Genomic DNA, 23,087 nt, shown 5'->3' with positions numbered 1-23,087 from the left:
CGGCAGGAAGCTTTTCCTGCCGCTTTTCGCTTTTAAAGTGGTCAGAATTACCAAAAATAACGTGAGTTTTTATGTGCTATACTGTATTTTCAAAAAAGTGACGCAAAAATATTGTACTTTTATTCCTCTGTGTGGTATAATAAAATTACTAATCTTTAAATGGAGCCCCAGCCTCCATTGCTGCGAAAGGACGATGCTTGTGGATATCCGTGTGGGCGATGTGCTGACTATGAAAAAAACTCATCCCTGCGGCTCAAAGGAAATGGTAGTGCTGCGGTCGGGTATGGATTTCAAGCTCAGATGTTCAGGCTGCGGCCATGAATTTATGGTCCCCCGCAGTAAAATTGAAAAAAATATCAAGGCGGTTAAACGGGAAGAGCCCGAACAGTAACCGTTCATTCTTTTTGTTACGGAGTTTGTTTCATGTTTGAAAAACTGAAAGCCACAGAGGAAAAATTTGAGGACATCAGCAATCGCCTGACTGACCCTGAGGTCATCGGCGACAACGGGCTTTATGCCAAGCTGATGAAAGAATATAAAAGCTTGTCCCCTATTGTTGAAAAGTACCGTGAGTACTGCTCTTATGTGAAAACGGAGCAGGAAGCTCAGGAAATGCTTGACGAGAGCGGCGCTGACAGGGAGCTTAAAGACCTTGCCCGTGCTGAGCTTGACGAGGCGAGGGAGAACATCGCTTCCGTTTCCGAGGAGCTGAAGATACTGCTTATCCCCAAGGACCCCAACGACGACAGGAACGTTATCGTTGAGATAAGAGGCGGCGCAGGCGGCGATGAGGCTTCGCTCTTTGCCAACTCCCTTTTCAGAATGTACTCCATGTACGCTGAGGCAAGGGGCTGGAAGATAGATGTGCTGAACGCCAATCCCACGGAGCTTGGCGGCTTCAAGGAAATATCTTTCAGCATCGAGGGTGAGGGTGCATATTCACGTCTCAAATACGAAAGCGGCGTTCACCGTGTTCAGCGAGTTCCCGAGACCGAGTCCCAGGGACGTATCCACACCTCCACCGTTACCGTTGCGGTGCTTCCCGAAGCGGACGATGTGGAGCTGGAAATAAATCCCACAGAGCTTAAAATAGATGTTTTCCGTGCGTCGGGCGCAGGCGGACAGCACATCAACAAGACCGAATCTGCGGTGAGAATAACTCATCTGCCCACGGGTCTTGTGGTTGAATGTCAGGACGAGCGCAGTCAGCACAAAAACAAGGACAAGGCAATGAAGATACTCCGTTCCCGCCTTTATGATATGCTGGAGCAGGAGAGAAACGACAAAATAGCATCTGACAGGCGCTCTCAGGTAGGCACAGGCAGCCGCTCCGAGCGCATAAGGACATACAATTTCCCCGAGGGTCGTCTTACCGACCACAGGATAGGGCTTACTATATACCGCCTTGAATATCTGCTCAACGGCAATATCGACGAGGTGATAGACGCTCTGGCAACTGCCGATCAGGCGGCAAAATTATCGGCGCAGGGTGACGAATAACTGCGCTGCTGTGAAAGATGGTTTTTATGGAGTTTGAAACAAAAATGCTGTCGGCTTCCGACGATGATATAAAGCTTGCAGGCAGGCTGCTGGCGGAGGGCAAGGTTGTGGGCATTCCCACCGAGACTGTTTACGGTCTGGCTGCAAATGCTCTTGACCCCGCTGCCGTGTCGGACATATTCAAAGCCAAGGGCAGACCTCAGGATAATCCGCTTATCGTACATATTGCGGAGTTTGAGGACATATATAAATATGTAACGGAAGTTCCCGAAAACGCACTGAAGCTTGCAAAGGCTTTCTGGCCCGGCCCTATGACCATGGTGCTTCCAAAGAAAGATATAATACCCCTTGTTACCAGCGGCGGACTTGACACGGTGGGCATACGCTTCCCGGTTCACCCTGTTGCGAGGGCGATAATAAAGGCAAGCGGATGTCCTCTTGCGGCTCCCTCCGCAAACCTGTCGGGCAGCCCCAGTCCAACCACTGCAAAGCACGTTATGGACGACATGAGTGGCAGAATATCCGCCATTGTTGACGGCGGCGAGTGCCATGTGGGTGTTGAATCCACGGTCATCTCCTTTGAAAAGGACGGAAAGGTGAAGCTTCTCCGCCCGGGCTTTGTGTCCCTTGAGGAGCTGGCAGGCGTTGTGGGCAGCGAAAATGTAAGCTGCGCCAAGGGCGTTACCGAAAAGATATCCGACGGCGAAAGGGTGCTTTCTCCCGGAATGAAGTACAAGCATTATTCTCCCAAGGCAAATGTGACCATTGTGGAGGGCAGTGCGGAGCAGTTTATCGGCTTTATGAAGGAGCATCAGGGTGACAAGGTGTGCGCCATGATGTTTGGCTCCGATGCCGCAGAATATCCCTATCCCCACGTTACCTACGGAGACACCTCCGAGGAGCAGGCAAGGGAGCTTTTCGGCGTGCTTAGAAGCCTTGACGATATGGGCATGGAGCAGGTATATGCAAGATGCCCCGAAAAAACAGGAGTTGGGCTTGCAGTCTATAACCGTCTGCTGCGGGCTGCGGGATTTGAGGTGATTAGGCTGTGAACCCATGCGGACGTGCATATGTTATCGGTCTGACAGGGCAGAGCGGCGCAGGAAAAACCACGGTATGCGGAGTTTTCCGCAGAGAGGGGTTTGACGTTATCGACGCCGACCTTATTTCAAGGGAAGTCACCCGAAAGGGTGAGCCGTGCCTGAACGAGCTTGCCGAGGCATTCGGCAGCGGCATACTTCTCCCCGATGGCTCACTTGACAGGAAAAAGCTGGGCAGCATCGTCTTTTCTGACAGCGAGCGACTGCGTCAGCTGGACGGCATCTGCTATCCATACATCATTTTCAGGATAATAAGGTGCATCGAGGAGCTTTCGGCAAGCGGAAGCAAGCTGATAATCCTTGACGCTCCCACCCTTTTTGAATCAAACGCAGACGACCTGTGCGACCTTATCATCAGCGTCACCGCCGATGAAAAGCTTAGAGAAGAGAGAATAACCGCACGGGATCATATCTCCCCTGAGGCGGCAAGGAAGCGCTTCAATTCACAGTATTCGGAGCATTTCTTTGTAAGCCATTCGGATTTTGTTATCAAGAACAACAAAACTCCCGAAATACTGGTCGCCAAGGCGGAGGAAGCGGCAGACAAGATCAAGGAGTACTACAATGCCAAAAAATACGGCGAAGCGGGTGCGCAGACGTAAGAACATCGCTCTGCCGCTGCTCATCATCGTTCTGCTGGTCATAGGCTGCTACAAGCTGCCCGAGCTCAGCAAGAACTGTGTTTATCCACGGAAATATGCTGACCTTGTGGAAAAATACTCGAAAGAATACGGCGTGGACGAAAATCTCGTGTTCGCCGTCATCAAGACCGAAAGCAATTTCGACCCCTCAGCCGAGTCGGAGGTGGGCGCAAGAGGACTTATGCAGCTCATGGAGGACGCTTACGACTGGGTGGGCTACCGAATGGGGGACGGACGGGAGCTGGATTACGACTTCATGTATGTCCCCGAATACAATATCCAGTACGGCACGTATCTGCTTATGCTGCTGTACAACGAATACGGCGACGAGGAAACGGCTCTGGCTGCCTATCATTCGGGCAGAGGCAATGTGAACAAATGGCTGGAGGACAGCTCCCTCAGCTCGGACGGTCAGGTGCTGGACGATATCCCGTCATCGGTAACAAAACATTATGTCAAAAAGGTTATGCAGGCGTATGACGCATATAATAATCTGTATTGACAGGCAAATCCACTTTTGAAAGGAAGTTTATATTATGGCAAACGAAAAATCCGAAGCAAAGCTTTTACAGGAAAAGCTCTGCTCCCAGAGAAAGAACGGCGTTCTCAGAATGACCGAGGAGCAGATAAAGGACTGCGACGCTTTCTGCGAAAAGTACAAGGACTTTATGAACTGCTCAAAGATCGAGAGAGAGGTTGCGGATTTCACAGTTTCCGCTGCCAAGAAGGCAGGCTACAAGGAATTTGAGAGAAATATGCGCCTTGAACCCGGCGACAAGGTTTATTACAACAACAGAGGCAAGGCAGTTATCCTTGCGGTCATAGGCAGGGAGCCTGTGGAAAAGGGCGTTCATATTGCAGCCGCTCACATTGACTCTCCCCGTCTTGACATGAAGCAGCACCCTCTCTTTGAAAACGAGGAGACCGCTTACTTCAAGACCCATTACTACGGCGGAATCAAGAAGTATCAGTGGGGCACTATCCCTCTTGCACTTCACGGCGTAATTATCCGTGCTGACGGCAGCTCCGTAAAGGTAAACATCGGCGAGGACGAAAGCGACCCTGTATTCTGCGTTACCGACCTTCTCCCCCACCTTGCTCAGGATCAGATGAAGAGAAGCGCCGGCGAGATACTCAAGGGTGAAGAGCTGAACATTCTCATCGGTTCCCGTCCTTTCAGAGATGATGATGTAAGCGAAAAGGTAAAGCTCAATATCATGGCTATCCTTAACGAAAAGTACGGCATCACCGAGGACGATTTCGTTTCCGCAGAGCTGGAAGCAGTTCCCGCATTCAAGGCAAAGGATATCGGCTTTGACCGCAGCATGATCGGTGCATACGGTCATGATGACAAGGTTTGCGCATACACTGCATTTGCCGCTCTTATGGACGGCAATACCGTTCCCGAAAAGACAGCCGTTGTTGTTCTCACCGACAAGGAGGAGACAGGCTCCGACGGCAACACAGGTCTTAAATCCGCATATCTCAAGTATTTTATCCACGACCTGGCAGAGTGCTTCGGCGAAGAGGGCAGAGCAGTCCTCAGCAAGTCCGAGTGCCTTTCCGCAGACGTTAACGCAGCATTTGATCCCACATTCCCCGATGTTCTGGAGAAGAGAAACTCCTCTTTCATCAACTACGGCGTGTGCGTAACAAAGTTCACAGGCGCAAGAGGAAAGTCGGGCACCTCCGATGCTTCCGCAGAGTTTGTGGGCAGAGTAAGAAAGCTGCTTGACGACAACAACGTTATCTGGCAGACAGGCGAGCTTGGCAAGGTTGACCTTGGCGGCGGCGGAACCGTTGCGGCATACATTGCAAACCTGAATGTTGACACCATTGATGTGGGTGTTCCCGTTCTTTGCATGCACGCTCCCTTTGAGATCGTTTCAAAGGTCGATGTTTACATGACCTACAAGGCTTTCTATTGCTTCCTTTATGAATAAGATTGAATAGTCAAATAAAAAGTGCCATACACGGATTTAACGTGTGTGGCACTTTTTGTATATAGCTTTATTGGTGAGCGGTGTCAGGACACAAAAAAGCTCCGATACCCATAAGGATATCGGAGCATAATCAAGCTATATGATATCAGTATTCAAGCTTCTTTTCAAGGTAAGCAACAAGCTCGTCCATGTTAACTCTTTCCTGAGCCATGGTGTCTCTGTCACGGACTGTTACGCAGTTGTCCTCGAGAGAATCAAAGTCAAAGGTGATGCAGAAGGGAGTACCGATCTCGTCCTGTCTGCGGTATCTCTTACCGATCTGACCTGCCTCGTCGTACTCAACATTGAACTTCTTTGCAAGCTTCATGTAAAGGTCGGTAGCGGGTTCCTTGAGCTTCTTTGTAAGAGGAAGGATAGCTGCCTTTACGGGAGCGAGTGCGGGGTGGAGGTGCATTACTGTTCTTACGTCGGACTTTTCGCCGTCGCCGATCTCTTCCTCGTCATATGCCTCGCATACGATAGCAAGGAACAGTCTCTCAACACCGAGAGAAGGCTCGATAACGTAAGGAATGTACTTCTCGTTGGTCTCGGGGTCGAAGTATTCCATGCTCTTGCCGCTGGTCTTCATGTGCTGTGTAAGGTCATAGTCGGTTCTGTCCGCAATGCCCCAAAGCTCGCCCCAGCCGAAGGGGAAGAGGTACTCGAAGTCGGTGGTTGCCTTGGAATAGAAGCAAAGCTCCTCGGGGGAATGGTCACGGAGTCTGAGATGCTCCTCGTTTACGCCGAGGCCCAGCAGGAAGTCACGGCAGTAGCTTCTCCAGTACTGGAACCACTCAAGGTCGGTGCCGGGCTTGCAGAAGAACTCAAGCTCCATCTGCTCGAACTCTCTTACACGGAAGATGAAGTTGCCGGGAGTGATCTCATTTCTGAAAGACTTACCTACCTGACCAACGCCGAAAGGAACCTTTTTACGTGTGGTTCTCTGAATGTTGTTGAAGTTTACGAAAATACCCTGAGCAGTTTCGGGACGGAGGTAAAGCTCAGACTTGGAATCCTCGGTTACGCCCTGGAAGGTCTTGAACATAAGGTTGAACTGGCGGATATCGGTGAAATTCTTCTTGCCGCACTGAGGGCACTTGATATCATGCTCGTTGATATAGTCGAGCATCTGCTGATTTGTCCAGCCTGCAACGTTTGTGCCGTCAAAATCCTCGATGAGCTTATCTGCACGGTGACGGGTCTTGCACTCCTTGCAGTCCATGAGGGGGTCGGAGAAGCCGCCGATGTGACCGGAAGCCACCCATGTCTGGGGGTTCATAAGAATAGCGGAGTCAAGGCCTACGTTGTAGGGGCACTCCTGAACGAACTTCTTCTGCCAGGCTCTTTTGATGTTGTTCTTCAGCTCAACGCCGAGGGGACCGTAGTCCCATGTGTTGGCGAGGCCGCCGTAGATTTCACTTCCGGGATATACAAAGCCTCTGCCTTTACAGAGCGCTACGATCTTGTCCATAGTTTTTTCTGCTGCCATAATAATAACCACCTTTTATGCCCGCAGGCAAATTTCTTCCCACAATGGGGTATATTAACAGTTACTTTTAATTATATTCCATATCGGGGGTGTTGTCAAGGTGTTTGAGGGCAAAAATTGAATATCAGTGCGCTTTGCGTATCGGTTGATTTTTAATGCCGTGCCAATACAATATGATAATTTGCCTTTCACCTTTCAAAACCCACCGAATACCGAAAAAACATGACAAGCCTCTTTCTGTGATGTATTGGATATTCACAATAATATTTGCGGCAATATGGCTGACGGTATATATCACTGTCAGGATAAAGGTCGATAAGATGAATAAAATGCTCACACGATAAGTTTACGCAAAATACACATACCCAAATAAATAATTTTGTAAAAATCATATCGATAATAGAATATAATATCTCTTGAAATCTGTCGGATAATGATGTATAATTATATTTGAATACATTTCGGAAAGGATCGGACAGATGAATATTGAAAATAAAGTTAAGGTCGTTATCTGCGGTAAGGAATATAACCTCAGGACCGACGAAAAGCCCGAATATATCAAAGGCCTTGCCGACAGAATAGATAAAGAGATAGGTGATATGGTAAAGGCAAAGCCCAATTTCGGCATACAGAATGCGGCGGTGTTTGTTGCCCTTACGTCTCTTGACGAGGCCGCAAAGGCTCAGGAGAGCATTGAAAATATCAGGGGTCAGATAAAGACCTATGTGAACGAAGCAGGCAAGGCAAGAAGCGCAAATGAAAAGCTTACCGCCAAGGTAAAGGAGCTGGAGCAGAAGATAGCTGACCTTGAAAAGGAAAACAAGGAGCTTAAAAAGCGCCCTGCACTTTATGACTGCGAACAGCTGGTGCTTGAAAATACCGTTACTCCCTCTGTGACCATTTATGCACATGAGCTTGACACTGAGGCACAGCAGAATGCTCAGAAGGCTGAGGAAAAGCCCGAAAAGCCTGCCGATGCGGCTGACGAACCTGTCAAGCCTAATGAGACCAAAGAAAAGAATGACAAAAAAGAACCTGCCGCTGACGGCGAAGGTGCCAGTTGCGGCAAAGCGACAGAAGAAGCAAAGCAGGAAGAAAGAGGAGAAGTCGTTGGCGGAAGCCCAGAAGGAAATGCAGAAGCTCAGGGTAATGGCGGCGATACACAATCTGATAACCTGACCGCCCCCGAAAAGCCTGCGCAGCAGTCACGCAGGGGAAGAAAGAAAAAACGGTGATAATGAAAGAGAATAACAAGCCTGAGGTGCTTGCGCCCGCAGGCGGTACTGAAAGCATATATGCCGCTGTAAGATGCGGCGCAGACGGCATTTACGTCGGAGGGAAAAGCTTCTCCGCCAGAGCAAATGCCGTCAATTTTTCCTATGATGAGCTTAAAGCGGCGGCGGAATACTGCCATATCCACGGCGTAAAGCTGTACCGTGCCATGAACGTTGCGGTGCTTGACAGCGAGGCAGAGGAGTTTTATGACGAGGTAAAAAGGTCGGCGGAAGTGGGCATTGACGGGCTTATCGTTCAAGACCTGGGCGGTCTGCTCATAGCAAGGGCGGCTGTGCCCGATATGCCTCTCCACGGCTCCACTCAGATGACCGTCCACACACCTTTGGGAGCGGAATTTGCAAAAAAGCTTGGCATCTGTCGGATAGTTCCTGCCCGTGAGCTGACGCTGGACGAGATAAGAAAAATATGCGAAACGGGCATGGAAACAGAGGTATTTGTTCACGGAGCGCAGTGTATGTGCCTGTCGGGGCAGTGCTATATGTCCGCAGTTATCGGCTCCAGAAGCGCCAACAGGGGACAGTGCGCACAGGCGTGCAGGCTGCCTTTTTCAGCTGTCGGAAAGCCTGCGGAGGAATATGCACTGTCGCTGAAGGATATGTCCCTTGTGCGGCACGTTGACGAGCTTTGCGATATCGGCTGCGCTTCCTTTAAAATAGAGGGACGAATGAAGCGCCCCGAATATGTGGCGGCGGCGGTGACGGCTCTCAGGAACGCTGTTGACGGCACAGGTGACACCGATGCTGATATGAAGCGGCTTGAAGCGGTATTTTCCCGCAGCGGCTTTACTGACGGATATCTTATGAACAGGCGTGGGGCGGATATGTTCGGCTACCGCAGGAAAGAGGACGTTGTTTCTGCGGACGGAGTTCTGAGCGAGCTTGCCGCACTTTACGCCAAGGAGAAAAAGACATCGGCGGCTGATTTTGTTTTCACGGCCCGCAGAAATGAGCCGTCTGTGCTGGAATTTTCCTTTGATAATGGCAATGCAGTAGGAAAGATCGAGGGCAAGATACCCGAAGAGGCAAAGAACAGAAGCCTTTCCGAAGAAGATGTAACAAAGCAGCTTTCGAAGCTGGGTGACACAAGATTTTATCTTAACAGTGTGGAATGTCATATTGATGAGGGCGTTATGCTGCCTGCCTCCGAGCTTAACCGCATGAGAAGAGAAGCTGTAAGCATGGGGGACGAAGCTATCCTCCACGAAAATACCCCCGCTTATCATATCAGCGAAAATGAACTTGAAAAGATAAATGCACCCAAACGCTTCGGCAGGATAGATTTCCGTGCGGCTGTATCGGATATAAGCGTGCTGAGGACGCTGGAGGGCAGCGTTTCCATGTTCGTGGTGCCCATAAAATTATGCGAGGAGCTTGAAGAACGTTACATTGACAAGGCGATAGTCCGCCTGCCCGATTTTGTTTCGGACGAGGAAAGGCTGCTTTCGCAGCTGAAAATGCTCCGTGAAAAGGGATTTGTGCATTTTATGTGCGGAAACCTTACTCATATGGGCGTGCTTTCTCAGCTGGAGGGCATAAAGCTTCACGGCGGAACGGGTATGAACATCACAAACTCCTACTCGGTGAAGCAGTGCGAAAATATGGGTTTTGCGGACATTACAGCTTCCTTTGAGCTTAAAGAAGCCCAGATAAACGGACTTAAAAGCAATATCCCCGTGGGCGTTTTCGCATACGGCAGGCTGCCTCTTATGGTAGTGCGCAACTGCCCTGTGAGAGCGGTGACGGGCTGCGGCAAATGCACTGGCTGCCTTACCGACAGAACAGGCAGGAGCTTCCCCGTAAAGTGCGACAACAGGGAATATTCCGTTATCTACAACAGCGATATCCTTGATATCTCCGACAAGCTGGAGGGCTTTTCGGGTGCGGACTTTGCATATCTTGATATGCAGGGGCTTTCGGCTGATGAGGCTCTCGGGGTGACAAAGCGCTTTTTCACAGGCGGCAAGCCCCACGGCACATTTACAAGAGGACTTTATTACAGAGGTATATACTAATCTTAATCTTCCAACTCCGGTACAGAAAGGCGGTATCTATGAACAAGGCTGCGGATAATTTCCGTTTTGTTTTCCTGATGGCAGCCACCCTTGGCATTATGTCATTGGGTGCTGTTCAGCTGATGAAAATACAGCTTGTTGACGGCAGCAGCTACCTGGAAAAATCCAGAAGCTCGGGTATCGCCACACAGGTGATAAGCGCTCCCAGAGGGGAGATAACCGACGCTGACGGCGAATATCTGGTGAGCAACAAATCAGGCTTCAATGCCGTTATAGAAAAGGCGTTCTTTCCCTCGGACGACAAGTCGGTGAACCGCATAATCCTTACGGTGGCAGAGGTGCTTGGCGAGGAAAACGTTGAGTGGGAGGACATTCTTCCCATAACCTCCGACGCTCCCTTTGAATATGAGGCTGACAGGGAGGGGGACGTGGCACGGCTGAGAAAAAACATTGGCGTGCAGGTATATGGCACTGCCGAGGAATGTATGGAAGCCATGGAGACCCTTTACGGCATTGACAAAAGCTACACCGACAGGCAAAAAAGGATAATCGCAGGGATACGCTACACCATGGTGATGCGTGACTTCTCCGTTTCCAACCGCTACACCTTTGCGGAGGATATCCCCATGGCGGCGGTGGTCAGGATAAAGGAGCTGTCCTATGACCTTGACGGTGTGGATATCTCGGAAGAAGCGGTGAGAGTTTATAACGTGGGCGATGTTGTTCCCCACCTTATCGGAACGGTGGGAGCCATATCCGCCGAGGAATACGAGGAAAACAGGGACAGCGGCTATGCCCTCAACGATGTTATAGGCAAGGGCGGCATTGAAAAAGCCATGGAAAGCACCCTGAGAGGTCAAAAGGGCACACGCACCATTGAGATAATGGGCGGCTCCGTTATCAGCGACAAGGTAACGGAGGAGGCGGTGCCGGGAAATACCATAAAGCTCACTGTTGACAGCGACTATCAGCGAAAGGTGCAGACCATTCTTGAAAACCACATTTATTGGCTCAGGCACCAGACATCTTCAAAGGCAAAGGGCACCGAAGCGGACGCAGGCGCTATTGCCGTGATAGATGTAAAAAGCGGTGCGCTGCTGGCTGCGGCGACTGCTCCCACCTATGACCTGAACGACTATATAAACAACTATTCCGCTGTGGCAAACGGTGAGAATGCCCCTCTTACGAACCGTGTCACCAGCGCATATTACCGCCCCGGCTCCACTTTCAAGACAGTGACTGCAACAGCGGCGCTGAACGAGGGTATAATCACTCCCACGGACACCGTTACCTGCAAGAAATATTACACCTACTGGGAGGGCTGGAGCCCCGAATGTACGGGCTATCACGGCAGGCTGAACGTGGTGGAGGCACTGAGAGAATCCTGCAATATCTTCTTCTATGACGTGGGACGTATCACGGGCATCGACCTTATCGCACAATATGCCTCCGATTATGGCCTTGGCGGAGAAATGGGACTGGAAATAGGCAGAGGCGTTAAAAAAGGCTACATCGCCTGCCCCGAGACCTTTGAGGAAAGAGGCCTGCAATGGCAGGCAGGAAATGTTATCCAGGCGGCTATCGGTCAGTCGGACACATATGTCACCCCCCTGCAAATGGCGGCGCAGGCAATGACCATTGCCAACAAGGGCGTGAGATACGAGACCTACATGGTGGACAGCGTTTACACCTACAATATGGAAGAGCTTGTTTCCCGCACAAAGCCTGTAAAGGCGGCTGTTATCGAGGACAAGACAGGCTACACCTTTGACACTGTAACAAAGGGAATGGTCGAAGCGGGGGAGTTTGAGGCATATACCTACCCCACACTCGGCGAGTATTACACCGACAGCTATCTGCTCACCGATCTGCCCGAAAAGACAGCCATAAAAACAGGTACTCCCCAGATGACCTCCAAGAACGACACAGGCTCGGCATTTATCGGCTTTTATCCCGCAGATGACCCCGAGATCGCTTTTTCGGGCTTTGTGGAGCACGGTGAATGGTCAAAGTTTATGATACGTGAGATAATCTCCGCCTACTATGACGAGTTCTATCACATTGAAAAGCTTGAGGGCATGACTGAGGACGAGACTGCCGAAATGCTTGCCGACACGGCTGATAACGGCGATAATTACAATGAAAATTATGATTAACAGGAGTTTTGATTATGCGTGAAAGTATTCTTACTATACCTATCAGCGAGATACTTGAACCGAGAGAGGGCTGCCCTATCTGCCGAATGAGGGATATGCTTGAGCAGCGCACGGTGGAGTATATCATGGGAGCGGCTATGATGGAGCCTGATGTGAGGATAGAAACCAACCGTGCAGGCTTCTGCTCTGCCCACTTTGCGCAGATGCTCAAATGCAAGAACAGGCTTTCCCTTGCCCTTATGCTCCAGACCCATCTGGACGAGGTGCATGGCAGTCTGTTTTCAAGGAAAAAGCTTTTTGAACCCAAGAACGCCAGACAAAAAAAGCTCTCCGAAATAAACGAGAGCTGCTTTGTGTGTGAAAAGGTGGATTGGGGAATGGAACGCCTGCTTAGGACATTTTTTGAGATGTACAAAAACAGCGAGGCAAGGCAGCTCATGAGCGAGCAGGAGTTTATCTGCCTGCCCCATTATGACCTGCTTGCCTCAGTTGCTCCCCAGTATCTGCAAAAGAAAGAGCTGGACGGCTTTATGAAGCTTATCGGCGGACTTACCGAAAGCTATATCGCCGAGCTTTACGCTGACGTTTCAAAATACTGCTCCATGTACGATTACCGCAGCGCAGGCAAGGACGCTGATTGGGGCAATTCCAAGGACAGCATTGAAAGGGCAATCGGCTTCCTTACATCAAGGAAGCCGTAATGATAGAATATCAGTCTATGCTCATATAATACTAATCCTCAATCAACCTATAGACAAATCCTCGGCTGAAATAAGCCCATTCTTCGTCAAGCTCCCTTGCCGGGCGGCAAGCCCGCCTGCGGTCGCTTTCCTAGACTGGTCTTATTTCATCTGTCGGCTTTGCCTATAGAACGATTAAAGATTAGTATCAAACAGCACTTTTGAAAAATCCTTTTTTATCATATTGGCGGACGGCATGAGGAAATTCAGCCGTCCGTCTTTTTCTGCGTCGGCAAGGGTAAACAGGCAAATGTCGCAGTCACGGTATTCGGGGCAGTCCTTTCGTGGGTCACGCTCGGTAAATATGCCGCTGCCGCCTGTGCAGGTGAAGTTTTCGTATGTAAATGTGTTGTACAGCGGTTCGTCGGCGTCATTGGGAATATCGTACGTGCTTTGGGCTGATTTGGGGCACATTTTGTATGCCTTGGCAAATTCAAGCACTGTGTCGTCAAAGCGGTAGTCGGAGGAGCAAATTATGGTCGGTGTGGGGGATTTGGCAATAAGCAGCTTTTCCGTGAAAGGAAAAGTATTATCAAATGCAGGCATTTCCTCGGCACTTTTCAGCAGACTTTCCCGCCTGAGGATATCTTCAAAATATATTACCCTGAAATTATCCTGCTCAGATGTGGTTTGACGATCCGCCATATCAAGCTTGCCGTCATCGTACAGATATATCTGCAAAATGCCCTTTTCGGGAAATGGCTTCATGGGCGGCAGCTTTTCAAAATTCAGCTGGCACAGCAGCCTGAGAGGCTTGTTGCCGCTGTTTGTAGGATAATCAAAATCCTTTGGCATATAGGGCGTTCCGCCCAGCTTGGAGCTGTAAAGAGTGCATGGCTCATCTGCGGGAGTGAGCTGCAGATGATAATTTCCAAGCCTTTTTTCAATGGCAAAGGCGATGAATTTTTTTATCATGTCGTCCCTTGATGTAATGGTGGCTGCGTCGTGCTTTGCTTTCAGCTGCTTTATGGTATTTATAATTGATCTTGCAGAATAAATATTCATAGCGTTCCTCCCAAGATGTGATGATATTATTATAGCACATTATTTGATAATATGGGGAGATTTATAACAAAAATTTATTTTGCTATTGACATTTCGTGCGAAAAATGTTTTAATTATCTGAAAAAGGGGGAATCGCTATGACGATACGTGAGATACATTCTGATGAACTGAACGGACTTTTGGAGCTTTATACCCATCTTCACGGAAATCCAATACCCGAAAGCTCGGAAAAGCTGACAATGCTGTGGAAAAAAATATGCGCTGACGACGATCATCACATCATAATCGCAGAGGCGGACGGGAAAATAGTTTCGTCATGCGTTTGCGTTATAATCCCGAATCTTACTCACGGGCAGAACCCGTATGCACTTATCGAAAATGTAGTAACGATGCCCGAGTACAGAAAGCAAGGCTATGCTTCCGCCTGCCTTGAGTATGCGGCGGATATTGCCAAAAGCAGAAGCTGCTACAAGATAATGCTGCTTACAGGCTCCAAGGAGGAAAGCACCCTCAGATTTTACGAGCGTGCAGGCTTTAACAGAAATGACAAGACAGCTTTTATAAGGTGGCTTTGATAAAAGCGCTTTTAAAAAGAAAATTCCATTTGCTTTTGATAATGATACACTAACGCTTTTACTAAAGTATGGTAAGATAATTGCGGAGGAGACAGCCATCTGATAACTGTTATCAGGGTGTTCAGGAACGGCATAATATCGCTTTTGAACTAATCTGATATTAAAATGAACAGGAGCATAAGAGGCACCGGATAATGGAGAACACTTGCGGCGGTATCTGCACCTGCGGATACCGCCGATTTTTATAAATGTTATGATTGACAAAAAAAGAGGTTTATGGTATAATAAATATTATTTCTCAGAAAATAAAAGCAGCTTTGCCCATAGGCGGCATGGCTTTATAAATGAAAGGCTGGTAAAAAATAATGAACGTAATTGAAGCTGCAAGAGAACTGGGAAAGGCTCTCCAGGCTGACCCCAGATATATTCAGTACACTGCTGCTAAGCTCGCAAACGACAAGGACGAGGAGCTTCAGAAGCAGATAATGGAATTCCACGCAAAGAGAATGGACCTTAACACCGAGATGGGCAAGGCTGAGAAGGACACCAATGCCATCACTGCTCTCAACAATGAGCTGAACGCACTTTATTCTCAGGTGGTAAGCAATCCCAAGATGATCGCATTCGAGGCTGCAAAGGCTGAGATGGACGGCATTCTGGAAAGCATCAACTTCATCGTCACAAGCGCTGCCAACGGCGATGACCCCATGACCTGCCCCGAATCCGCACCCCAGTCCTGTTCCTGCGGCGGAAGCTGCTCTACCTGCGGCGGCTGCCACTGATAATGAAATTCCAAGAAGCAAGGTGACTTTTCCGCCTTGCTTCTTTTGCAATAATTAGGAAGGAGCTTTATTATCCATGAACGTTGACCGCAGCAGTCTTTCACCCATGATGATGCAGTATTTCGAGGTAAAGGACAAGTACCCCGACCATATCGTGTTCTTCCGTCTGGGAGACTTTTATGAAATGTTTTTCGATGATGCCGTTACCGTTTCCAGAGCGCTGGAGCTTACCCTTACGGGCAGGGACTGCGGTCAGGCGGAGCGTGCGCCTATGTGCGGCATTCCCTATCACAGCGCCGAGATATACATAAAAAAGCTTATCGACTTAGGCTTCAGGGTGGCTATCTGCGAGCAGATGGAGGACCCAAAGCTTGCAAAGGGCATCGTCAAGCGTGACGTTATACGAATCGTCACTCCCGGTACCCTCACCGAAAGCAATCTCCTTGACGATTCAAAAAACAATTTCATAGGTGCGCTTTACGTTCATGAGGGCAATGCGGCTATATGCTTTGCGGACATCTCCACAGGCACGGCGGAGCTTTTTACCCATAAGGACAAGACTGCTCCCGAGCTTACCGAAGCGCTTATCAACGAGATATCACGCTTTTCCCCTGCGGAGCTGCTATTTAACGCCGAGGCTGCGGACATGACCGAGGTAAGGGAGTTTATCCGCACAAGAATGAATCTGGGCGTTACCGTAATGAAAGAGGAGGATTTCTCTCCCGTTCATTCGGACGTGCTTTTAAAGCAGTTCTCAGCGGACAGCTTCACCGATATCGGCATCGACGAAAAGGATGCCTGCGCCGTGGCTGTACTGTGCGGACTTTTCTACTACATCAGCGACACCCAGAGGGCGGCTGTGGGCAGATTTACCGAGATACAGACCTATTCCGACAAGCGCTTCATGGAGCTTGACCTTACCGCAAGGCGCAACCTTGAGCTGTGCGAGACTATGCGCAACAAAGAAAAGCGCGGAAGTCTGCTTTGGGTGCTTGACCGCACAAAGACATCTATGGGCAAGCGCCTGCTGAAATCATACATCGAGCAGCCCCTCATAAAGCCTGCGGCTATCATCGACAGGCTGGACGCTGTTGAGGAGCTTACATCGGACATGATAAGGCTCTCCCAGCTGGGCGATGCTCTGGACGGCGTGTATGACCTGGAACGCCTTATGACAAGGGTCATGTACAAGACCGCAAATCCCCGTGACCTTAAAGCTCTGGCTCAGACTGCCCTTAAAATGCCCGACATCAAGCATCTGCTGGCTGACTGCAGGACTTCTCTTATAAAGGGCCTTTGCGGAAAGATCCATGAACTGAGCGAGATATCCGCCCTTGTGGGCAATGCGATAAATGACGATCCCCCTCCGCTGCTCAAAGACGGCGGAGTTATCAAGGACGGCTTCAATCCCGAGCTTGACAGGCTGAGGAACATCATCAAGAACGGAAAGAGTATTATTGACGATATCGAGAACAAGGAAAAGGAACGCACCGGCATAAAGAACCTGAAAATAGGCTACAACAGGGTGTTCGGATATTATATCGAGGTAACAAAGTCCTACTATGACCTGGTGCCTGCGGAGTACATAAGAAAGCAGACCCTTGCGAACGCCGAGCGCTTTATCACCGACGAGCTGAAAAAGGCTGAGGAAGAGATATCAGGTGCCAGCGAGCACGTACTTGTGCTGGAGGCGGAGATTTTTGCGGAGGTTCGTGACTTTATCGCATCAAAGCTTGCAGAGGTGCAGGAGACCGCTCAGGCAGTGGCTGCCCTTGATGTGCTCTGCTCCTTTGCGGACGTTTCCATGCGCAACAGATATGTAAAGCCCGACATTGCCATTGACGGCGTTATTGACATAAAGGGCGGCCGTCACCCTGTGGTGGAGCTTATGACGGACGAGCTTTATGTGCCGAATGACACTTATCTTGACACATCGTCCCGCCGAATGGCTGTTATCACAGGCCCCAATATGTCGGGTAAATCCACATATATGCGCCAGACTGCACTTATCGTGCTGATGGCTCAGATAGGCTGCTTTGTGCCTGCGGATTATGCAAAGATATCCATAGTTGACCGCATATTCACCCGTGTGGGTGCATCTGATGACCTTACGGCAGGTCAGTCCACGTTTATGGTGGAGATGAGCGAGGTGGCGGACATCTTAAAGCATGCAACCAAGCAGAGCCTTGTTATCCTTGACGAGGTGGGCAGAGGTACCTCCACATTTGACGGAATAAGCATTGCAACGGCTGTGGCAGAGCATATTGCCAACACCAGAAAGATAGGATGCAAGACCATGTTTGCCACACATTACCATGAGCTTATCGGGCTGGAGGGACGTGTGGACGGCGTGAAGAACTACAGCGTTGCGGTCAAGAAATACGGCGACAGCATCAAGTTTTTGCGCAAGATAGTTGAGGGCGGCGTTGACGACAGCTACGGCATTGAGGTGGCAAAGCTTGCGGGACTGCCCAAGAACGTCATCAACCGTGCAAAGGAGATACTTTCCGAGATGGAAAAGGAAAAGGCGGAGGGCAGGAATGCTTCTGCCGACGGACAGATATCCTTCGGTGCGCTGAATGATGAAGAGGTGCTGTCAAGGCTCAGAAAAACCAATCCCGATGAATTTTCCCCTGCGGACGCAAAGCTGTTTTTGCAGGAGATATGCGATATGCTGAAATAATGCGGCGTGTTGAGAAATTTTGAGAAAATCTATATGCAGCTTGGTAAGCGGCAATGATATAAGAACCCGTCTTCACAAGCATATGCGCACGTCTTTTCGGCAAATTTTGCCGCAGACTGCGTTAAAAATCCTTGCCGGGCGAAAGCCCGCCTGCGGATTTTTGCCTACTCTGCAACAAAATTATGCTCGAAAATCCGCACACATTTCTTATGAAGACAGGTTCTAAAATTTAAGGGGAGAGTTATATGGCAGATAAGATCCAAAATGCTTACGAATCATCAAAAAATATATATGATGATGTACTTACACAGGGAAATTTTTTCAGCAGAATGTATATAAAGCTGTTTTGGAGCGGGACTGATGACAATGAGGTAGCACGCAAAGTCTTATCATATATCCCTGACGATTTTTCCGGGGATCTGCTTGATGTTCCTGTTGGAACGGCTGTGTTCACGGAGCGCAAGTGGGCGGCCTTAAAAAATGCCCGCATTACTTGTCTCGATTACAGTACGGATATGATCGAGCAAGCCGAGAAAAGACTTAGCGGCTATGAACATATCAAGTGCATTCAGGGCGATGTGGGAAATCTGCAAATGGATGATGAGTCTTTTGATATCGTTGTCAGCATGAATGGTTTCCACGCATTTCCCGATAAGCAAAAAGCATTCAGCGAAACATGGCGTGTTCTGAAGCCGGGCGGTGATTTTGTTGCCTGCTTTTACATAAAGGGAAAATCAAAAATAACAGACTGGCTTGTGAAGAATATTCTTGCAAAGAAAGGCTGGTTTTCTCCTCCGTTCCAGACTGAGGAAGAGCTGAGGGGTATTTTGCAGAAAATGTACAAAAAAATCGATTTTCACATTGATGGGTCGATGGTATATTTTCACTGCGTTAAGTAACTTTGTCTCGTTGAGACATTTTGAGAGAGAAATATTTTGTTTTTATCTGAGAAGATGCAGGACAGATAATTGCAGCAGCAGAAATAACATTATTTGAAATTATGCCAACTGCCAAACTTATAAACGGTAATACTAAGCACCAATTAAAAACTATACAAAAAATCGAGCATAATCTTGCGTATATGGATTATGTGATGATTTTTTGTCTATAGTTTTATTGGTGATTAGTATAAGGTCGCTCGGCTTATGAATATGTATGTTGTTCCCGCCTATCGAAACAAGGAAATTGCAAGAAAATTACTGAATTGTGCAATAACGTATGCGAAAGAACATCAAATTGGAAAAGTTATGCTGAATCCCTCTGAAATGGGGAAATCATTGTATATGAATTATGGGTTTCGGTTAAATTTGAATGAATATGATTATTATATGTAAAGATAAATAAAACCCGATTTATTATTTTTAATCAAAGAAATATAGCCGCATATGAGAATTTATTCACAAAGCATTTGTCGGAAGATATATTTCACCCCAAAAACAGGCGAATGGAGCTGAAAGTAAAATGCCAAAGGTACACGTACTTGATAAGGAGCTGGCGGAGCTTATTGCCGCAGGCGAGGTAATTGAGCGCCCAAGCTCTGTTATCAAGGAGCTGGTGGAAAATTCAATAGACAGCGGAGCTTCCGCCATAACCGTTGAGATAAAGCAGGGCGGAATATCATATATCCGCATTACGGACAACGGCTGCGGCATGAGCTTTGAGGACGTTTCCACGGCGTTTCTGCGCCATGCCACAAGCAAGCTGAACGTTAAGGACGACCTTAACAGGATAATGACGCTTGGGTTCAGAGGCGAGGCACTGGCTTCGGTGTGCGCCGTGGCAAAGTGTGAGGTGCTCACACGCCAGGAGGGCGAGGAGTACGGCACTCATTATATGATAAACGGCACCGAGGAGCAGGTACACGAGAGAACCGGCTGCCAGCAGGGAACCACAATAATCGTCCGTGATATTTTCTACAACGTTCCCGCACGCCTTAAATTCCTGAAAAAGGACAAGTACGAGGGTAATGCCATTGCGGCGATAGTCAGCAAGATAGCCGTTTCACACTCGGAGATATCATTTAGGTTTATCCGTGACAACAAGCAGGAGCTTTTTACTCCCGGCGACAGCAGGCTGTTTTCGGCGGTGTATTCCGTTTTCGGCAAGGAGTTTGCAGCGTCACTTATTCCTGTTGACTATACTCTTGGCGGCATTCATGTTTACGGCTACACCGTAAAGCCCATATGGGGACGGAAAAACCGAACCATGCAGCACTTTTTCATCAACGGAAGATATGTAAAGAGCCTTACGGGCATGAGTGCTCTTGAAGAGGCTTACCGCAACAACATTATGGAGGGCAAGTTCCCTGCCTGCGTGCTGTTTCTGGACGTTCCGCCCCAGACTGTTGATGTTAACGTTCACCCCGCAAAGGTGGAAGTTCGTTTTTCGGACGAAAAGCTGATCTACGAGGCTGTTTATTTTGCGGTAAAGAACGCTATCATGCTTGACACAAAGCCTGTGGAAATGAAAATTCCCGCCCGTGAAAAAACGGAAGCGGACTATGCAATGCCCATGTTCAAGGATCCTCCCAAGCCTGTTCAGACAGTGCTGGAGGACACTTCAAAGTCAAAATTCACGCAGGATATAAAGCCCGCTGAGGTCATAAGCAAGGACCAGTCCGCAAGGCGTGAAAATATTCTTGCCGTAAAGCAGAGCGAGGAGTATCATCACGAGACGAGGATAGACGATATCCCCAGAGACTTTGCGGGAAAGAGCGACAAAACTGCGGAGCAGCGCATGGCGGAAGCTGTGGAAAAGGCAGAGGCAAGCTGGGGAGTTCGCCCGATGACCGAACAGAGCGTTTCTGAGCAGCCACAAGCTCCTGCGGAAGCTGTGCCTGAGCCTGAAAATATACCCGAGCCTGCTGCAGATGTTCCCGAGACTGCACAGAGCAGTGAAAATGAAAAGACGGATATATCCGAGCATCTCCAGAGCGGATACGGCAAGGAAAGCGAGGGCGTTCTTGACAGCCTTACTTCCGAAGAGCCTAAAAAGGATTTCAAGTACATAAATGCCCGGGCGTTTGAAAACAAGCCTCAGCCAGAGGAAAAGGAAGAAAAGCCCGAGCCCAAGGAAACATATTTCCGCATTATCGGTGAGGCGTTCAAGAACTATGCCATTGCGGAGACAGAGGACGGCATACTTATCGTTGACAAGCATGCTGCTCATGAGCGTATCCGTTTCGAGCGCCTGAGAACAGGCCGGGAAGACCTGACGGCTCAGATGCTCCTTGTTCCCGAAGAGCTGCTGCTGGACTACGGCGAGTATGATGCACTGGTGAAAAATCTCCGTGTATGTGCCGACTGCGGCTTTGAGATAGAGCCGCTTGAAGCTCCCAAGGTGCTTATAAAGGGCATACCTTCCATGCTGGACAAGAACGACGCATCGGACATAGTTTCCGAGCTTGCCCAGAACTTTGCCGCCCACAGGCATGATCCGCTGCCTGAGATACTGGACGATATGTATCACACCATGGCGTGCAGGGGAGCTATCAAGGCAAACGACATCACGGGGCTTGATGAGCTTAAATCCCTTATCGGTCAGATACTGGAGGACGAGCGCATAAGATACTGCCCCCACGGCAGACCTGTTATGTTCAAGCTCACCAAGAGAGAGCTTGAAAAGCAGTTCAAACGAATAGTATAAGAGGTGTGCCATGAACGGCAGGCATTTTGCGGTATGCGGAATTGTGGAAATAGGCGGGAAAATACTCCTTGTGCGCCACACCTACGGCACGGCAAAGGGCAGGATACTTGTTCCCGGCGGATATGTCAGGGAGGGCGAAATGCCTGACAGGGCTGTTGAGCGTGAGATATACGAGGAAACGGGCGTAGTGTGCAAAGCACGCTCTCTTGCGGCGCTGGAAATGCGTCCCGAGCGGTGGTGCGCCGTGTTTATAATGGAGCATATTTCGGGCGAGCCAAGGTCTGACGGATATGAAAACAGCGAGGTTTTGCTCCTGACGGCGGCAGAGGCTGCGGCAAGGCCCGATATAACGAATATGAGCAGAGCGATGCTCTCGGCTTATGCTGAGGGACGCTTTGCCTGTCTTGAAAAAAACAGCTTTGTATCTCCCACGGCTGAAGAGGGAAAATACGGGCTTTACGGATTCTGAGGTGACTATGGAAGAAAAAATACCTTTGATAGTGGTCTGCGGCCCTACGGCTTCGGGCAAGACTGCCGTGGCTGTGCGGCTGGCGCAGATGTATGACGGAGAGGTGGTCTCCGCCGACTCCATGCAGATATACAAGGGGCTTGCCATATCCACTGCCAAGCCCACGGCTGAGGAGATGATGGGCATTCCCCATCATATGATAGATTTCCTTGAACCCGATCAGCCCTTTTCCGTGGCGGACTATGTCCGCATGGCAAGGGACTGCATAGCAGATATCCGCAGCAAGGGTAAAATGCCCATAGTTGCGGGCGGCACGGGGCTTTATATCAACTCTCTTATCGACAACATTTCCTTTGACCATATCGTTTCGGACGACAGCCTGAGAAAAAAGCTGGAGGCGGAAGCGGAGAAAATGGGCAAGGAGCATATGCACGCAAAGCTTGCGGAGCTTGACCCCGAGGCTGCGGAGAAGATACACCCCAACAACGTCATTCGTGTGATAAGAGCCATAGAGATGTGTATGCTCTCGGGCCGCACGGGGGAGGAAAACAGGGAGAAGAGCCGTGAAAAGGCTTCCCCCTATGAGTTGTGTATGATAGGTCTCACCTGCTTTGACAGGGAAATATTATACGACAGGATAAACAGGCGTGTGGATAAGATGCTTGAAGAAGGCCTTGTGGAGGAAGCAAGGGGTGTGTATGAAAATTACCACCTGAAAACAGCCTTCAACGCCATCGGCTACAAGGAGCTGATACCCTATTTCAATGGGGAATGTTCCCTTGAAGAAGCGGCTGACAGGATAAAGCAGGAAACCAGAAGATACGCCAAACGGCAGCTTACATGGTTTCGTCGAGATGTACGAATTACGTGGGTCGATACCGCAAATAGTCAACAATTTGACGGAATTATTGCAAATTGCGGGAATATAGTAGCCAAATCGAAAATAATGTGATATAATTTAAAAGAGTGTAAAAATGCACTTACAGAACGGCTTTACAATACATAGAAAATAA

The 23,087-nt window shown here is 49.1% G+C and carries 19 protein-coding genes and 1 pseudogene; 18 read left to right on the top strand and 2 right to left on the bottom strand.

What is annotated here, in order from left to right; translation table 11 throughout:
• Window positions 1–199: 199 nt before the first annotated feature.
• The 6 genes from OCV68_RS06370 to OCV68_RS06345 are packed head-to-tail and all read left to right on the top strand — an operon-like array spanning window position 200 to window position 5,184.
• The gene (locus tag OCV68_RS06370; RefSeq protein WP_022474907.1) at window positions 200–391 is read left to right on the top strand and encodes a DUF951 domain-containing protein; all 192 of its coding nucleotides are present in this window, start codon (window positions 200–202) and stop codon (window positions 389–391) included.
• A gap of 32 nt (window positions 392–423) precedes the next feature.
• Complete coding sequence (gene prfA, locus OCV68_RS06365; RefSeq protein WP_147622046.1) at window positions 424–1,500, top strand: peptide chain release factor 1; 1,077 nt, start codon at window positions 424–426, stop codon at window positions 1,498–1,500.
• A gap of 26 nt (window positions 1,501–1,526) precedes the next feature.
• A complete protein-coding gene (locus tag OCV68_RS06360; RefSeq protein ID WP_262571527.1) occupies window positions 1,527–2,552 on the top strand; it encodes an L-threonylcarbamoyladenylate synthase in 1,026 nt (341 codons plus the stop codon).
• On the top strand, window positions 2,549–3,202 hold the full coding sequence (coaE, locus tag OCV68_RS06355) for a dephospho-CoA kinase (RefSeq protein WP_022474910.1): 654 nt from the start codon (window positions 2,549–2,551) through the stop codon (window positions 3,200–3,202). Before OCV68_RS06360 ends, coaE begins: the two co-directional genes overlap by 4 nt.
• Entirely contained in the window at window positions 3,165–3,743 is a 579-nt protein-coding gene (locus OCV68_RS06350) for a lytic transglycosylase domain-containing protein (RefSeq protein WP_262571525.1), read from the top strand. Before coaE ends, OCV68_RS06350 begins: the two co-directional genes overlap by 38 nt.
• A 34-nt stretch (window positions 3,744–3,777) precedes the next feature.
• The gene (locus OCV68_RS06345; RefSeq protein ID WP_022474912.1) at window positions 3,778–5,184 is read left to right on the top strand and encodes an aminopeptidase; all 1,407 of its coding nucleotides are present in this window, start codon (window positions 3,778–3,780) and stop codon (window positions 5,182–5,184) included.
• A gap of 145 nt (window positions 5,185–5,329) precedes the next feature.
• On the opposite strand, the gene OCV68_RS06340 is transcribed toward OCV68_RS06345, so the two are convergent.
• Entirely contained in the window at window positions 5,330–6,715 is a 1,386-nt protein-coding gene (locus OCV68_RS06340; RefSeq protein WP_317259205.1) for a glycine--tRNA ligase, read from the bottom strand.
• Between the two features lie 476 nt (window positions 6,716–7,191).
• On the opposite strand from OCV68_RS06340, the gene zapA reads away from it, so the two are divergent.
• Genes zapA through OCV68_RS06320 form a run of 4 tightly spaced genes read left to right on the top strand, consistent with a single transcriptional unit; the run spans window position 7,192 to window position 12,876 of the window.
• Window positions 7,192–7,947: a cell division protein ZapA gene (zapA, locus tag OCV68_RS06335; RefSeq protein WP_147622043.1), complete on the top strand. Its 756-nt coding sequence runs from the start codon at window positions 7,192–7,194 to the stop codon at window positions 7,945–7,947.
• 2 nt (window positions 7,948–7,949) lie between these two features.
• The gene (locus tag OCV68_RS06330) at window positions 7,950–10,019 is read left to right on the top strand and encodes a U32 family peptidase (RefSeq protein ID WP_262571522.1); all 2,070 of its coding nucleotides are present in this window, start codon (window positions 7,950–7,952) and stop codon (window positions 10,017–10,019) included.
• A gap of 38 nt (window positions 10,020–10,057) precedes the next feature.
• The gene (locus tag OCV68_RS06325) at window positions 10,058–12,175 is read left to right on the top strand and encodes a penicillin-binding transpeptidase domain-containing protein (protein ID WP_262571521.1); all 2,118 of its coding nucleotides are present in this window, start codon (window positions 10,058–10,060) and stop codon (window positions 12,173–12,175) included.
• A gap of 14 nt (window positions 12,176–12,189) precedes the next feature.
• Complete coding sequence (locus OCV68_RS06320) at window positions 12,190–12,876, top strand: DUF6062 family protein (protein ID WP_022474918.1); 687 nt, start codon at window positions 12,190–12,192, stop codon at window positions 12,874–12,876.
• Window positions 12,877–13,050: 174 nt separating this feature from the next.
• Here OCV68_RS06320 and OCV68_RS06315 read toward each other — a convergent pair whose 3' ends face one another.
• Window positions 13,051–13,920 carry a YwqG family protein gene (locus OCV68_RS06315; protein ID WP_262571517.1) on the bottom strand — a complete coding sequence of 290 codons (870 nt, stop codon included), beginning with the start codon at window positions 13,918–13,920 and terminating at the stop codon, window positions 13,051–13,053.
• Between the two features lie 137 nt (window positions 13,921–14,057).
• On the opposite strand from OCV68_RS06315, the gene OCV68_RS06310 reads away from it, so the two are divergent.
• The 8 genes and pseudogenes from OCV68_RS06310 to miaA all read left to right on the top strand — a co-directional run bounded on the left by OCV68_RS06310 (window position 14,058) and on the right by miaA (window position 23,026).
• Window positions 14,058–14,495: a GNAT family N-acetyltransferase gene (locus OCV68_RS06310; protein ID WP_262571516.1), complete on the top strand. Its 438-nt coding sequence runs from the start codon at window positions 14,058–14,060 to the stop codon at window positions 14,493–14,495.
• Between the two features lie 365 nt (window positions 14,496–14,860).
• Window positions 14,861–15,277 carry a YlbF family regulator gene (locus OCV68_RS06305; protein WP_262571514.1) on the top strand — a complete coding sequence of 139 codons (417 nt, stop codon included), beginning with the start codon at window positions 14,861–14,863 and terminating at the stop codon, window positions 15,275–15,277.
• A 76-nt stretch (window positions 15,278–15,353) separates the two neighbouring features.
• Window positions 15,354–17,960 carry a DNA mismatch repair protein MutS gene (mutS, locus tag OCV68_RS06300; protein WP_262571512.1) on the top strand — a complete coding sequence of 869 codons (2,607 nt, stop codon included), beginning with the start codon at window positions 15,354–15,356 and terminating at the stop codon, window positions 17,958–17,960.
• 245 nt (window positions 17,961–18,205) lie between these two features.
• The gene (locus tag OCV68_RS06295) at window positions 18,206–18,859 is read left to right on the top strand and encodes a class I SAM-dependent methyltransferase (RefSeq protein WP_262571510.1); all 654 of its coding nucleotides are present in this window, start codon (window positions 18,206–18,208) and stop codon (window positions 18,857–18,859) included.
• 243 nt (window positions 18,860–19,102) lie between these two features.
• Window positions 19,103–19,294, top strand: a pseudogene (locus tag OCV68_RS14735) (GNAT family N-acetyltransferase); the annotation flags it as partial.
• 127 nt (window positions 19,295–19,421) lie between these two features.
• Window positions 19,422–21,605 carry a DNA mismatch repair endonuclease MutL gene (gene mutL / locus OCV68_RS06290; RefSeq protein ID WP_262571508.1) on the top strand — a complete coding sequence of 728 codons (2,184 nt, stop codon included), beginning with the start codon at window positions 19,422–19,424 and terminating at the stop codon, window positions 21,603–21,605.
• 10 nt (window positions 21,606–21,615) lie between these two features.
• On the top strand, window positions 21,616–22,074 hold the full coding sequence (locus OCV68_RS06285; protein WP_262571506.1) for an NUDIX domain-containing protein: 459 nt from the start codon (window positions 21,616–21,618) through the stop codon (window positions 22,072–22,074).
• 7 nt (window positions 22,075–22,081) lie between these two features.
• A complete protein-coding gene (miaA, locus tag OCV68_RS06280) occupies window positions 22,082–23,026 on the top strand; it encodes a tRNA (adenosine(37)-N6)-dimethylallyltransferase MiaA (RefSeq protein ID WP_022473953.1) in 945 nt (314 codons plus the stop codon).
• Window positions 23,027–23,087: the final 61 nt, after the last annotated feature.

It is taken from the genome of Huintestinicola butyrica (assembly GCF_025567215.1).
Classification (GTDB): Bacteria; Bacillota; Clostridia; order Oscillospirales; family Ruminococcaceae; genus Huintestinicola; species Huintestinicola butyrica.
This window is presented reverse-complemented; position numbering and strand designations above follow the sequence as displayed.

Coding starts and splice junctions, on each gene's coding strand:
- OCV68_RS06310 (WP_262571516.1), top strand. CDS start 14,058: ATGACGATACGTGAGATACATTCTGATGAACTGAACGGACTTTTGGAG.
- zapA (WP_147622043.1), top strand. CDS start 7,192: ATGAATATTGAAAATAAAGTTAAGGTCGTTATCTGCGGTAAGGAATAT.
- OCV68_RS06320 (WP_022474918.1), top strand. CDS start 12,190: ATGCGTGAAAGTATTCTTACTATACCTATCAGCGAGATACTTGAACCG.
- mutL (WP_262571508.1), top strand. CDS start 19,422: ATGCCAAAGGTACACGTACTTGATAAGGAGCTGGCGGAGCTTATTGCC.
- OCV68_RS06295 (WP_262571510.1), top strand. CDS start 18,206: ATGGCAGATAAGATCCAAAATGCTTACGAATCATCAAAAAATATATAT.
- OCV68_RS06350 (WP_262571525.1), top strand. CDS start 3,165: ATGCCAAAAAATACGGCGAAGCGGGTGCGCAGACGTAAGAACATCGCT.
- prfA (WP_147622046.1), top strand. CDS start 424: ATGTTTGAAAAACTGAAAGCCACAGAGGAAAAATTTGAGGACATCAGC.
- OCV68_RS06330 (WP_262571522.1), top strand. CDS start 7,950: ATGAAAGAGAATAACAAGCCTGAGGTGCTTGCGCCCGCAGGCGGTACT.
- OCV68_RS06285 (WP_262571506.1), top strand. CDS start 21,616: ATGAACGGCAGGCATTTTGCGGTATGCGGAATTGTGGAAATAGGCGGG.
- miaA (WP_022473953.1), top strand. CDS start 22,082: ATGGAAGAAAAAATACCTTTGATAGTGGTCTGCGGCCCTACGGCTTCG.
- OCV68_RS06325 (WP_262571521.1), top strand. CDS start 10,058: ATGAACAAGGCTGCGGATAATTTCCGTTTTGTTTTCCTGATGGCAGCC.
- OCV68_RS06305 (WP_262571514.1), top strand. CDS start 14,861: ATGAACGTAATTGAAGCTGCAAGAGAACTGGGAAAGGCTCTCCAGGCT.
- mutS (WP_262571512.1), top strand. CDS start 15,354: ATGAACGTTGACCGCAGCAGTCTTTCACCCATGATGATGCAGTATTTC.
- OCV68_RS06315 (WP_262571517.1), bottom strand. CDS start 13,920: ATGAATATTTATTCTGCAAGATCAATTATAAATACCATAAAGCAGCTG.
- OCV68_RS06360 (WP_262571527.1), top strand. CDS start 1,527: ATGGAGTTTGAAACAAAAATGCTGTCGGCTTCCGACGATGATATAAAG.
- OCV68_RS06345 (WP_022474912.1), top strand. CDS start 3,778: ATGGCAAACGAAAAATCCGAAGCAAAGCTTTTACAGGAAAAGCTCTGC.